Origin of the sequence: Micromonospora sp. WMMD967, assembly GCF_029626165.1 — a bacterium.
Taxonomy (GTDB): Bacteria; Actinomycetota; Actinomycetes; order Mycobacteriales; family Micromonosporaceae; genus Micromonospora; species Micromonospora taraxaci.
This window is the reverse complement of the sequence record NZ_JARUBK010000001.1, coordinates 5,683,498-5,696,446: the sequence shown is the minus strand read 5'-3', so window position 1 is coordinate 5,696,446 and position 12,949 is coordinate 5,683,498. Positions and strand designations below refer to the sequence as shown.

Sequence of the window (12,949 nt, the reverse complement as noted above, 5' to 3'; positions counted from 1 at the left end):
GGGTGCCGTCCGCGTGCTCACTGCTCCCGGTAGGTGGCCAGGTCGAAGTCGGCGTACGCGCCGTCGCCACCGAGATCCTGCACCCACAGGCCGAGGAACGACCCGGTGAAGCCCCACGCCGCCGGCTCACCGTCGATGATCAGCGCGGCGTGCTCGTCGGACAGGATGGTCGCGTCCAGGTCGACGCCGGCCGGCTGCCAACCGTCGCCGAGGTCGTAGTCGAAACGCACCACGGGCCCGTCGAACACGGCCCGCAGACCGACCCGGGTGACGCCGCTGACGTCGACGGTCAGATCCGGGTACGGGGTGCGCCTCCCGTTGTCGGAGCTGAGCAACTCCAACACCGTCCGCCCGTCGTCGTCGCGGGTCACGTAGAGGTGGTGCCAGTTCAGCGTGTTGTAGTACGCGGTGATCCCGGCGAGCTGCCGGTGGTCGGTGGGGTCGAACTCCACAACGGTCTCCAGCGAGCAGTGCATCGCCCCGACACGTCGCGCGACCAGGCTCGGAGCCTGCCGCCCGACCGGAGACTGCCCGCCGTGGATCCGCAGGTACGACGGGCGGGCGCGCAGGTCGACCCAGTCGGTGCTGGCCGGTCGGCGCAGCGTCGACCAGCACAGGCCCAGCTCGGGGGCGTCGAAGTGGTCGGTCTCGGGCTCCGCCGGCCACGGGTGCGCGGGCAGGTCGGGTGCGACGACCTCGTCCGCCGGAACCCCTCCGGCGATCTTCGGCCACTCACCCGACGGCCATTCGACCCGTTGGATCGCGGTCTCCCGACCGAGCACACAACTGCCCAGCGGGGAGTAGGGGCGCCCCACCAGGTGGGCCAGGTACCACTCGTCGGTCTGGGTACGAACCAGGCTGCCGTGACCCGCCTTCTGCAACCGCAGGTCGGGGCGACCCACGGACGTGAGCAGCGGCCCGTCCGGATCGACCTCGTACGGCCCGAACAACTCCCGGGACCGCGCCACGGTGACCTGGTGCTCCCAACTGGTGCCGCCCTCTGCGGTGATCAGCCAGTACCACCCGTCGTGGCGGTAGATGTGCGGGCCCTCGGTGACGCCGACCGAGGTGCCGGTGAACAGCATGCGCGGGCTGCCGACCAGCCGACGCTCGGCCCGGTCGTACTGCTGGATCTCGATGCCGCCGAAGCGGTCCCGGCCGGGTCGCCAGTCCGCGCTCATGCTCAGCAGCCAACTGGTGCCGTCCTCGTCGTGGAACAGCGCCGCGTCGAAGCCGCGCCCGTGCAGCTTCACCGGGTCCGACCAGGGGCCGGCGATGTCCTCGGCGGTGACCAGGAAGTTCTGTGGATCCCAGTAGCCGCTGGCGAAGCTGGCCACGTCGCTGTAGACCAGGTAGAACAGACCGTCGTGGTACGTCAGGTCGGGTGCCCACACGCCGTTGGAGTCACCGCAGCCACGCAGGTCGAGCAGGCGGCGGTCGGTGATGACCCCGCTCAGGGTGCGCCAGTTCACGAGATCACGCGAATGGTGCACACGCACGCCCGGATACCACTCGAAGGTCGAGGTAGCCAGGTAGTAGTCGTCGTCGACCCGCAGGATCGACGGATCCGGGTGGAATCCGGCGAGGACGGGGTTGCGGATCGACCGGGTAGCGGTCGCCACGTTAGCGATGTCGGTCGACACGTAGGGGCTCCTCTGGACGGGCTGTCTGGAACTTCCGGAAACTTGCGGTCCCGGATCGCTGGAAGTCCTGCCTACGCTAGCCGGTCTTTTCGCAATAGGACAGAGGGCTTGACCGTTGCGGAAACAGCTCGTAGCGTGCCCGCCATCGACCGGTAATACCGGCGAAGCTTTTTGAAAGTTCCGGAGATCCATAGGTTCCCACCACGCTGGCCCGGCCGGCAACCGAGCACCCCGTGAGTTCCCGAAGGGATGGATCATGACCCCGCACCTTTCTCGCCGAACGCTGCTCGGCCTCGCCGGTGCCGGCGCAGGCGCGTACCTGCTGAGCGCCTGTAGCGGTGACGACAAGTCCGGCGACCCGAACGCCCCGCAGACCATCAACTGGTGGCACATCCAGAACACCGAGCCGATGCTCCCGGTCTGGCAGGCGATGGCCAACGAGTACAAGGCCGCGCACAGCAACGTCACGTTCACCATCCAGCCCTTGGAGAACGAGGCGTTCAAGGCCAAGCTCACCACCGCCACCCAGGCGGGCGACCCGCCGGACCTGTTCCAGTCGTGGGGTGGCGGCGTGCTGAAGCAGCAGGTGGACGCGGGCCTGGTCAAGGACCTCACCGACGACGTGAAGGACCTGGTCGCCGGCATCCTGCCCGCCGCCATGCAGCCGTACACGATCGACGGGAAGATCTACGGCATTCCGTTCGACATCGGCATGGTCGGGTTCTGGTACAACAAGGAGCTCTTCACCCGCGCCGGCATCACCGAGACCCCCACCACCTGGAACGGCGTGCTCGACGCGGTCCGCAAGCTCAAGGCCGCCGGCATCACCCCGGTCGCCCTGGCCGGCAAGGACAAGTGGCCGGCCCACTTCTACTGGTCCTACCTCGCGATGCGCATCGGTGGTGTCGACGCGCTGCAGAAGGCCGTCGACAGCAAGAACTTCGACACCCCCGAGCTCGTCGCCGCCGGTGAGCGGCTCAAGGAGCTCGTCGACCTGCAGCCGTTCCAGAAGGGCTTCCTCGGCGCGGAGTTCGGCTCGCCCGACGGTCAGGCCGCGACCATGGGCAACGGCAACGCCGGCATGGAGCTGATGGGGCAGTGGGCACCGGCGGTGCAGGCGTCCAGCTCCACCAGCAAGAAGGGCCTCGGCGACAAGCTCGGCTTCTTCCCGTTCCCCTCCGTGGACGGCGGCAAGGGCGCGGCGACCGAGGTCTTCGGCGGTGGCAACGGCTTCGCCGTCGGCAAGGACGCGCCGGCCGCCACCATCGACTTCCTGAAGTTCCTGCTCAGTGTCGAGAACCAGAAGCGCTCCGCGCAGACCGGCGCGGTGCTGCCCACGGTGAAGGACGCCACCTCCGCCATCAGCGACCCCAACAACAAGGCCGTCGCGGAGGCCCTGTCCAAGAACACCGGCTTCCAGCTCTACCTCGACCAGGCGTACGCGCCCGCGCTCGGGCAGCAGATCAACGACAGCGTCGCGGAGATCATCGCCGGCAAGAAGTCGCCGGCGGCGATCGTCAAGGACATCACGCAGGTGGCAAAGACCGCCTGACGTGACCCGTCATCCGTCCGTAGCCGGCCGTAGAACCCGAGTGGAGCAGGAATGACCAGGCCATCGACCGTGTCCGACCTGAGGCGCGGCGACACGGCGACCGATCCGCCGGCACCGGGGCCGGGCACCGCGCGTAAGCGTGGCCGCCAGCCCCGGCCGGGCCGGGGTGGCGTCCTCGCCGTGTTCCTGGCGCCTGCCCTGGCGCTGTTCGTATTGCTGGTCCTCGCCCCCATCGTGGTGGCCGCCTACGCCAGCTTCTTCAAGTGGAACGGCTTCGGCCTGCCGGAGAACTTCATCGGGCTGGACAACTACACCCGTGCCTTCGGTGACCCGACGTTCCGCGGCGACCTGTGGCGTGGCCTGATCCTGGTGGTGCTGTCCCTGGTCGTGCAGCTGCCTGTTGCGCTGGCCCTGGCCATGCTCCTCAATCAGCCACTTCGCGGGCGGGCCGTCTATCGGCTGATCTTCTTCGCCCCGTACGTGCTCTCCGAGGTCACCACGGCCGTCCTGTTCACCCTGGTGTTCTCACCGAACCGAGGGCTGGGCGAGGGGGTCGCCCGGTGGCTGGGCGCCGACGCGGGCACCGTCTTCGCCGACCCGGACACCGTGCTGTACGCCGTCTTCCTGGTGGTGTCCTGGAAGTACTTCGGCCTCTACATGATGCTCTTCCTGGCAGCCCGGCAGGGCATCCCGAAGGAACTGCACGAGGCGGCGGTCACCGACGGCGCCACCGGCTGGCAGGCGTTCCGGCACGTCACCCTGCCCCTGCTCGGCCCGACGATCCGCATCAGCATCTTCCTGTCGGTCATCGGCACCATCCAGCTGTTCGACATGGTGTGGGTGCTCACCGGCGGTGGGCCGATCCACTCCTCGGAGACCCTCGCGGTCACGATGTACCAGTTCGGCTTCCGTCGCTTCGAGGTCGGCTACGCGAGCGCCATCAGCATCGTGATGTTCCTGCTGAGCCTCGTCTTCGCCCTGTTCTACCAACGCATCGTCCTGCGTCGTGACACGGCGGGCGCGATCACCACCCAGGGAGGCCAGCGATGACCGCCACGGCGAGTCGCGCCCAGCGGACCCGCAGCGTCGTGCTGCACCTCGTCTGCATCGCCGTCGGCGTTCTCATCGTCGTGCCGGTGTACTTCGGCGTGCTCGGCGGTTTCAAGGACAACGGCCAGTTGTCCACCAACCCACTGGGCTGGCCCGACCCGTGGGTGCCGAACTACTTCGAGATCCTCGGCAACGGGGTGTTCTGGCGGCAGCTCGGCAACAGCCTCCTCATCGCCGTGAGCAGCACCTTCATCGTCGTCGGCGCGGCGGCGATGGCCGCGTTCGTCTTCGCTCGCTACGCCTTCCGGGGGCGAGAGTTCCTGGTGACGTTGTTCGCGATCGGCCTGATGTTCCCGTTCGCGGTGGCCATCCTGCCGCTGTTCGTGCTGTTGCGCAGCGTCGGCCTGCTGGACAACCCGCTCGGCGTCATCCTGCCCCAGGCCGCCTTCGGGCTGCCGATCACCATCATCATCCTGCGCCAGTTCTTCCGGACCATCCCGGCCGAGGTCGAGGAGGCCGCGGTCCTCGACGGCTGCAGCGCCTTCGGGTTCTTCTGGAAGGTCCTGCTGCCGATGGCGCGCCCCGCCCTGGCCACCGTCTCGGTGCTGGCGATCGTCACCAGCTGGAACAACTTCATGCTCCCGCTGGTCGTCTTCAGCGACCAGAGCTGGTGGACCTTGCCGGTCGGGGTCCAGGCGTTCCAGGGCCAGTACGCCGACGACACCGCACGGGTGCTCGCCTACGTCGTGCTGTCCATGCTGCCGGCCCTGGGCTTCTACGCGGTGGCCGAGCGTCAACTCATCGGCGGCCTGACCGGCAGCGTCAAGGGATGACATCGCAGCACCGCGAGCAGACCTGAAGCTTCCGGTACGACGAGGGGGGACCGTGGGCGCGGAGAACGGCCGAAACGTCACCATCGCCATGATCGCGCGATTGGCGGGTGTCTCCGTACCCACGGTCTCCCGAGTCATCAACGGTCGCTCCGACGTCGCTCCCGACACCCGGGAGCGTGTCGAGGCGCTGCTCAACCGGCACGGGTACCGCCGCCGGTCACCGGCCCGGCGGACCGACGCGGCCCTCATCGACCTGGTCTTCAACGACCTGGACAGTCCGTGGGCCGTGGAGATCATCCGCGGGGTGGAGGACGTAGGCCAGACCAGCGGCGTCGGCACCGTCGTCTCGGCCATCCACTGGCGCATCTCCTCTGCCAAGCAATGGCTCGACAACATGCGGACGCGCTCCACCGAGGGCGTCATCTTCGTGACGTCGATGGTGAACCCGCCGTTGCAGGCCGAGCTGCGGCGGCTCCACCTGCCGGTCGTCATCATCGACCCCGCCGGGGTGGACCCGCAGGAATCACCCACCATCGGCGCCACCAACTGGGCGGGCAGCCTGAGCGCCAACCAGTACCTGATCAGCCTGGGGCACCGGCGGATCGGCTTCATCGCCGGCCCGCCGCACCTGATGTGCAGCCGGGCCCGGATGGACGGCTACCGGGCCGCGCTCGGCGCCGCCGACATCCCCATCGACGACGCCCTCATCCGACCGGGCAACTTCTACCACGAGTCCGGCTTCAGCGCGGGTACGCAGTTGCTGGCCCTGCCCGACCCACCCACCGCCATCTTCGCCTCCAGCGACCAGATGGCACTGGGCGTCTACGAGGCGGTCCGCAAACGCGGCCTCCGGGTGCCCGACGACGTCAGCGTGGTCGGCTTCGACGACCTGCCGGAGGTCCGGTGGTGCTCCCCGCCGCTGACCACCGTCCGCCAACCCCTCGCCGAGATGGGCATGCTGGCCGCCCGGACGGTCCTGCGCCTCGCCGGCGGCGAGAAGACCGAGAGCCCAAGGGTCGAACTCGCCACCGAGTTGATCGTCCGCGACAGCGCCGCGCCACCCCGCTGACCGCGCCACGCCGCGCCGCGCGGCACGTCGCGTTCGTGCGGCGTCGCGGGTCAGGCCTCGCGGTCAGGCGTCGCGGAGGGCGTCCTCGACGCCACTCTCGCGGCGACCGAGGTGCGCGGGCTCCCGACCGGACAACACGTCCAGCACGGCCTTCAGGCAGGCGCCGTTCTCACGCAAGGACCCGAACCGCCAGGTCAGGGAGTACTGCTTCGCGCTGTCGTCGCCCACCCCCTGGGCGTCGATGCCGAGCCGTCGACACAGTGCCACGGCCCGGGGCAGGTGAAACGACTGGGTGACGACCGTCGCGCGTCGCACCCCGAAGATCTGCCGGGCCCGGGCGCAGGAGTCGTACGTGTCGAAACCGGCGTAGTCGAGCACCACCTTCCGCGCCGGCACGCCCCGGTCGACCAACCAGCCCCGCATCGCCTCGGGCTCGTTGTAGTCCGCGTTCATGTTGTCACCGGACACCAGGATCGCGCCCACCCGCCCGGCGTCGAACAGCCGCCGCGCGATCTCCAACCGGGCGGCGAGGACCTCCGACGGCGTACCGTCGGCGTCCACCTTCGTGCCCAGGACCAGGGCGACGGGCGCAGCGGGCACGTCTGCCTCGCTGAAGAGATGGCCGTCAGCGGTGTCGCGGACCCACCGCACGCTGGCGACCGTACCGCCGGCCACCAGCACCGCCCCCACCACCAACGCAAGGAGAGTACGACGGACGAAGCGCCGGTGCTCCCCGTACCATCGCGCCACACCGAACCGTCCCCGCATCCCGAAAGCCTATTCGGACCTTGCGGGACGGCGACGGCCTGCCTCTCGTTGCTAGGGTTCCGTGGGTCGTCACGGGGAGGCTACGAATGCCGGATGATGCCGGAGACGTCTACGCGACGCGGATCAACGCCTACCGTCGCGAGTTGTCGGAGCTTCGGACGAGTCCACCAAGGACCGACGCCATCGCCGAGTGCCGTGTCGATACCGCGCACGGGCCGGTCATCGTCACCGCGGCTGGAGGCCGCCTGCGTTCAGTCAAGGTGGCTGCGTCGATGATGCGCTTATCCGGTGCCGACCTGAGCCCACCTGTGATGGACGCTGCGAACAGCGCCCTCGCCGATACCCGTGTCGAGTTGTCCGACGGTGGGCTCGCACCGGACCTGTCCGTGTTGGGCGGCAGTCTGGCGGAGGTCCTCGCGGAGAGCGAGCTGGCGATGCATCGGCTTCAAGGAGCACTGGCCGAGGCTGTTGCCAAGGTCGGAGCGACGACCGGGCTCGGCGGTGATCCCTCGGCGACCGGTACGGCGGACCTTCTGCACGGTGTCCTGGACTTGTTGGGGCCGATGCCTGGGCCTGATCAGATGGAGGATGGCGAGCATCAGCGGATCGGGACTGACGACGCGGGGCGGGCCTTGGCCGAGGTGGATGGCATTGGCCAGATAGTGCGCCTGGAACTGACGCCCGAGGCCGGCAGGTCTACATCTGCGGAGCTGGGTGAGTCGATCGTCGAGGCGGTCAACCGGGCGGTGGACGACTACGCAGCGGCGGCGGACGCGGCGTCGCACGGGCTGATCCCGGAGGATCTCGGTGTTCGAGCGGCCGAGTTGCAGGAGGCCAGTCTTCGGCAGATGGCCGCACTGACCGGAGCGTTGACGGGGATGATGGCTCGCATCCGAGAGCCGTGACAACGATCGATGGAGGTGAGGCGTGATGGCCAACGAGATCGAGATCAACCCCGAGGCGATCATTGACGCGGGCGACAACCTGGTCGCCTCGGCCCAGCGCATCCGCGCCGCGATAACCTCCTTCGACGCCGAGCTGGCCGCGTTCGGCGCACCCTGGGGCAGCGACGATCTCGGCTCGCTCATCGGGATGGTGTACGAGACGATTCGCGACCTGGCACTGGAAAGCTATGACGCCAACCTGGTCGAGATCGAGGACATCGGCAAGCTGAGCCGGGTGATGGGCCTGAACTACCAGCAGACCGAGCGTGCCATCGTGGAGCACCTCGGCCGATTCGGGGAGATGTTCAGCTGACATGGGACTGACGCTGCCGACCGAGCTGGTCTCCCTGCTGGGCATTCTCGGCTACACCTGGCCGGAGGCCGACGAGACCACGTTGCTGGAGATGGGCCAAGCATGGCTGGCCTTTCCGGAGCGCTTGGCCGAGCCCGTGTCCGACGCCGATCGCTGGGCGCAGCAGGTGTGGACCGACAACCGGGACGACGCCATCGAGCGTTTCCGGGCCACCTGGCAGGCGGCCGACTCGGCGAAGACGAACCTCGACGACGGGGCTTCCGCCGCCGCGTTGATCGGCGCGGGACTGATGGTGTGCGCAGGTATCGTGCTCGCCCTTAAGATCAACGTCATCGTGCAGCTCACGTTGCTGGCGATCCAGATCGCGCAGGCTGTTGCGACGGCGGCGGTGACCTTCGGTGCCTCACTGCTGGAGATCCCGATCTTCAAGCTCATCACCGGTGCTCTCATCGACCAGTTGCTGAACATGGCTACAGAAGCGGTCCTCGGTGGGTAGCCGAGGCAAGGCGGGCCTCTTCCGGCCGGTAGAGAAGTGGCTCAGAGCGCGCATGCGTCACCGTCGCTACGAGCACATCTTCCGCGGCCACGTCAACGCGAACGCCACCCCACCGCGCGGCACCGGCTTCCACCATCGCTTCATGGGGGAGAACCCGCCCGGCGCCCGGGTCCGGGTCGGCCCGGACGGCCGGGAGATGATCCTGGAACGGCATGTCGACGGCACGTACCGTGCCCGGGTCGATGTGCTTGACACTGGTGGTGTCTGGCGTCAGAAGCGGGGCTCGAGCACCTTCTTCCCCGACAACTGGACGCCCCAGCGGGTCGACGAGACGATCGAAGGTGCTTTCCGATCGGGGGGTCCGCATCCGGTGGATCCGAACAAATGGCAGGGTAGGGCCAACGGTGTGCTGGTGGAAGGCTTCTACAATCCCGGCGGCACGACGTGGTATTCGGCCTGGCCGGTGGGGGGAAGCTGACGATGGCGGACATCGAGTTCGGTCGCAACCAGTTCGGTGCGCCGACGATGACGCGCGGTGATCGGCGCTTCCGTGACTTCGCGTCCCAGCTCACCAGCGATATTCAGAACTATGCGCCGGATTGCCTCGAACTGCTCCAGTGCATCGACGACGTGGTGTCGGGGCGTTCCGCGTACGAGGAGTTCGAGGGCAACTCGTCCGTCGTGCGCTGCACCTCCGCCGGTGTCACGGTGGAAAGCCTTGGGCCGGTCCCGTCGGGAACGACGTACGGGGTGGACGAGGCCCGTTCGGTCATTCTGACGTATTTCGACTTCCTGGCACCGTCGGTCGAGGATCGCAAGCGGCACCTGAGGACGTGGGAGCAGGAGCACGGGGGCCCGTTCCCAGGTCGTCACCTCCTGCGCCTCGACGAGGGTTAGCGGCCGCGGGCGTGCGCCGAGCGCGTCGCAGCGGCCGCGGCGAGGACAAGGAGCGGTGACGCGCTTGAGGTCCGCGATCAGCTCATGACATTCTTGTGCGTCGATGACAAGCTGTACGCGCGGGGCTGATGTCCGTCCAGTGGGCAACCGGGATCCGGTACGGATCCGGGGGGACGGGTGACACGAGCGACGGACCACCGAGGTCCGTCGTCCACCCCTTCCCGTGAAGGAACCCAGCCCATGCGCATCCAGCACAAGAGGCGCGCGTCCCTCCTGGCGAGCCTGCTGCTCGCCGCGACCGCGCTGTCCGGCATCGACGCCCCGACCGCCAGCGCGGCGGCCGACCCGGTCGCCGTCACCGTCGACGCCCGCGCGGGCATGGCCACCGTGCCCGCCACCGCGCTGGGCGTCAACCACGCCATCTGGGACCAGAACCTCGGCACCGCCGAGACGTCGGACCTGCTCCGCGACGCCGGTGTGCAGATGATGCGCTACCCCGGTGGCTCGTACGCCGACATCTACCACTGGAAGGACCACACCGCGCCCGGCGGTTACGTCGCACCGGGGACCGACTTCGACACCTTCATGGCGGCGGTCCGGCGGGCCGGCGCGCAACCGATGATCATCGCGAACTACGGCACCGGCACGCCCGCCGAGGCCGCCGACTGGGTGCGGTACGCGAACGTCACCAAGCGCTACGGCGCGCGGTACTGGACGATCGGCAACGAGAACTACGGCAACGGCCACTACGGGTCCGGCTGGGAGGCCGACGACCACCCGGACAAGAGCGCGACACAGTACGCGAGGCTCGTCGTCGAGTACGCCGACGCGATGAAGGCGGTCGACCCCAGCATCAAGGTCGGCGCGGTGCTGACCATGCCGGGCAACTGGCCGGACGGCATCACCGCCGGCAGTGACCCGGGCCCGTGGAACCAGACGGTGCTCTCCATCGCCGGTCCGAAGATCGATTTCGTGGACGTGCACTGGTACCCGGGTGGTTCCGCCGCCGAGTCGCTGGCCCGCACCAACCACCTGCCCGACGCCACCTACCTGCTGCGACAGCACCTCACCCGGTACGCGGGCCCGAACGCCGACCGCATCGGCATCAGCTTCACCGAGCTGAACGTGGACGCCGGACGGACCACCCAGCCGGCCGCGCTCTTCCTGGCCGACGCGTACAGCGCGCTCCTGGCGAACGGCGTGTTCACCGCCCACTGGTGGAACGTGCACAACGGCATCGGCACGGTGTCGCAGGTGGCCGGGCAGACCGACTACAACGACTTCGGCATGCTCTCCAGCGGCACCTGCACCGAGGACGGCTCGGTCTGCGAACCTCCACTGAACACACCGTTCGCTCCGTACCACGGGCTGACCATGATGAAGCTCTTCGCGAAGACCGGTGACCAGTTCGTTCGCGCCGGCTCCGACGAGCCGCTGGTGACCGCCCACGCCGTCCGTCGGGGCAACGGTGACCTCGCGCTGCTGTTGCTCAACAAGGACCCGGACAACGCCCACCCGGTCACCATCGACTACGCCGGGTTCACCCCGTCCGCCGCCGCCCCGACGGTGTCCACCCTCACCAACGGTGCGACCGGCATCGTCACCAGCCAGAACGGCTCCGCCACCAGCCGGACGCTGCCGGCGTACTCGTTGACGACGCTCGTGCTGCGACCTGCCGGCGCGACCGCCGGACGGCCCTCGGCGCCGGGCCAGCCGACCGCCAGCGGTGTCACCGACCGTGCCGCGACGATCTCCTGGCCGGCGGCCACCCCGGGCCGCAGTCCGATCGCCAAGTACGAGGTGTACCGGCAGAACGGCGGAGTCAGCGAGCAGCTCGGCGAGACGCAGGCCACCTCGTTCACGGTCGGCAACCTGGTGCCGGGCAGCAGGTACACGGTCAACGTGCTGGCCCGGGACACCGCCGGCCGGGTGTCCTGGGCCTCGCCGCCGTTGACCTTCGCCACCGGTAGTCCGACCACCAGCGCGTGCACCGTCCGCTTCACCGCCGCCAACGACTGGGGCAACGGCTACATCGGCGGCGTCGAGATCGTCAACAACGGCACCAGCCCGATCGACGGGTGGACGCTCACCTGGACCTGGCCCACCGACTGGCAGCAGGTGAACAGCGGGTGGAGCGCCACCTGGGAACAGGTCGGCACCGCCGTGCGGGTCACTCCCACCGACGACAACCGGCAGATCGCACCCGGTGGCAGCGTGAGTGCCGGCTTCGTCGGCGCGTACGGCGGGCCGAACGTGCTGCCCACCGTGTTCACTCTCAACGGCACGGTGTGCGCCACCGGCTGACGCGACCGTCGGGCGCACCGGCCGACGCGTTGACCGCGCCAGCCGGTGCACCCGACCCGCGGGGCCCGTGATCGATCATGGTAGACGTTATGCTGCGGGACCGGACGGGGGAGAGGTGGTCGATCATGACGCAGTCACAACCCGAGACCGGCCTGCAAACGGACAGGCCGAACGCGGCGAGGATGTTCGACTACTACCTCGGCGGCAAGGACAACTTCGCCGCCGACCGGGCGGCAGCCGAAATGGTGTTGCAGGTGGCGCCGTGGATGCCCGAGGCTGCCCGGCAGGGCCGCGAGCTGATCTCCCGGACGGTCCGACACCTCGTCGAGGAGAAGGGCATCCGGCAGATCCTGGACCTCGGGTCCGGGCTGCCGACCCAGGACAACGTCCACGAGATCGCACACCGCATCGATCCCGACGTGCGGGTCGTCTACGTCGACAACGACCCGGTGGTCTGCACACACGGTCGCGCGCTGCTCGCCGACTCGAAGACGGTGTCGGTGGTCCAGGCCGACCTGACCGATCCGCGGCAGGTCCTCGGCAACCCGGCGATCGGTGACGCGATCGACCTCGACAGCCCGGTCGCGGTGTTGATGATGTTCGTGCTGCACCTGGTGCCCGACGAGCAGGATCCACAGCGGATCATGGCCACCTACCGCGACGCGCTCGCCCCCGGCAGCTACCTCGCACTGTCGCACGCCGGCACCGACGTGCACCCCGACCTGATGGCCCGCATCTCGGCGATCTACGCGCGCGCGAACAGCCCGTTCGTGCCACGGAGCCACGCGGACATCTCCCGCTTCTTCGGTGATTTCGTCCTCGAACCGCCGGGACTGGTCAACATGTGGCCGCACGCCGAGCCGCCGGCCGACGCGGACCCGCAGGTCGCCCGCACCGGCTACAGCGGCGTCGCCCGCAAACCCTGACGCTCTTCGAAGGCGGAACGGCCGACGGCCGACGAGCGCGGTACAGCTTTCGGGCGGCGCCCGGGCGGCCGCATCGGGCTCCGCGCGCGGTGTGTCGGCTCCGCGCGCTGGTTTCGCATTGGGCTCCGGGTGCGGTTTTCGCGAGATCTTGGAC

Annotated in this window: 13 protein-coding genes; 11 read left to right on the top strand and 2 right to left on the bottom strand. The window is 68.8% G+C overall.

Features of this window, described 5'->3' with window-relative positions; all coding sequences use genetic code 11:
* Positions 1-17: 17 nt before the first annotated feature.
* A complete protein-coding gene (locus tag O7631_RS25660; protein ID WP_278146612.1) occupies positions 18-1,643 on the bottom strand; it encodes a glycoside hydrolase family 43 protein in 1,626 nt (541 codons plus the stop codon).
* Between the two features lie 256 nt (positions 1,644-1,899).
* Here O7631_RS25660 and O7631_RS25655 point away from each other — a divergent pair, with 256 nt between their 5' ends.
* The 4 genes from O7631_RS25655 to O7631_RS25640 all read left to right on the top strand — a co-directional run bounded on the left by O7631_RS25655 (position 1,900) and on the right by O7631_RS25640 (position 6,147).
* Positions 1,900-3,195, top strand: a complete 1,296-nt coding sequence (locus O7631_RS25655; RefSeq protein ID WP_278146611.1) for an extracellular solute-binding protein — start codon at positions 1,900-1,902, stop codon at positions 3,193-3,195.
* 51 nt (positions 3,196-3,246) lie between these two features.
* Positions 3,247-4,245: a sugar ABC transporter permease gene (locus O7631_RS25650; RefSeq protein ID WP_088989051.1), complete on the top strand. Its 999-nt coding sequence runs from the start codon at positions 3,247-3,249 to the stop codon at positions 4,243-4,245.
* The gene (locus O7631_RS25645) at positions 4,242-5,078 is read left to right on the top strand and encodes a carbohydrate ABC transporter permease (protein WP_269679482.1); all 837 of its coding nucleotides are present in this window, start codon (positions 4,242-4,244) and stop codon (positions 5,076-5,078) included. Before O7631_RS25650 ends, O7631_RS25645 begins: the two co-directional genes overlap by 4 nt.
* 88 nt (positions 5,079-5,166) lie before the next feature.
* Positions 5,167-6,147, top strand: a complete 981-nt coding sequence (locus tag O7631_RS25640) for a LacI family DNA-binding transcriptional regulator (protein ID WP_278146609.1) — start codon at positions 5,167-5,169, stop codon at positions 6,145-6,147.
* Positions 6,148-6,210: 63 nt separating this feature from the next.
* On the opposite strand, the gene O7631_RS25635 is transcribed toward O7631_RS25640, so the two are convergent.
* The gene (locus O7631_RS25635) at positions 6,211-6,915 is read right to left on the bottom strand and encodes an ElyC/SanA/YdcF family protein (protein ID WP_278146608.1); all 705 of its coding nucleotides are present in this window, start codon (positions 6,913-6,915) and stop codon (positions 6,211-6,213) included.
* A gap of 86 nt (positions 6,916-7,001) precedes the next feature.
* Between O7631_RS25635 and O7631_RS25630 the strand changes: the two genes are divergently transcribed.
* From O7631_RS25630 to O7631_RS25600, 7 genes are all read left to right on the top strand, one after another.
* Positions 7,002-7,820, top strand: a complete 819-nt coding sequence (locus O7631_RS25630; RefSeq protein WP_278146607.1) for a hypothetical protein — start codon at positions 7,002-7,004, stop codon at positions 7,818-7,820.
* 25 nt (positions 7,821-7,845) lie between these two features.
* Positions 7,846-8,172, top strand: a complete 327-nt coding sequence (locus O7631_RS25625; protein WP_278146606.1) for a hypothetical protein — start codon at positions 7,846-7,848, stop codon at positions 8,170-8,172.
* Position 8,173: 1 nt separating this feature from the next.
* Positions 8,174-8,668: a hypothetical protein gene (locus tag O7631_RS25620; protein ID WP_269679478.1), complete on the top strand. Its 495-nt coding sequence runs from the start codon at positions 8,174-8,176 to the stop codon at positions 8,666-8,668.
* 52 nt (positions 8,669-8,720) lie between these two features.
* Positions 8,721-9,146, top strand: coding sequence for an EndoU domain-containing protein (locus O7631_RS25615; protein WP_278146605.1), 426 nt, complete (start codon positions 8,721-8,723; stop codon positions 9,144-9,146).
* Between the two features lie 2 nt (positions 9,147-9,148).
* Complete coding sequence (locus O7631_RS25610) at positions 9,149-9,565, top strand: hypothetical protein (RefSeq protein WP_278146604.1); 417 nt, start codon at positions 9,149-9,151, stop codon at positions 9,563-9,565.
* Positions 9,566-9,805: 240 nt separating this feature from the next.
* Positions 9,806-11,869, top strand: a complete 2,064-nt coding sequence (locus tag O7631_RS25605; protein WP_278146603.1) for a cellulose binding domain-containing protein — start codon at positions 9,806-9,808, stop codon at positions 11,867-11,869.
* Positions 11,870-11,994: 125 nt separating this feature from the next.
* Positions 11,995-12,795, top strand: a complete 801-nt coding sequence (locus tag O7631_RS25600) for an SAM-dependent methyltransferase (RefSeq protein ID WP_278146602.1) — start codon at positions 11,995-11,997, stop codon at positions 12,793-12,795.
* The last annotated feature ends 154 nt before the right edge of the window (positions 12,796-12,949 follow it).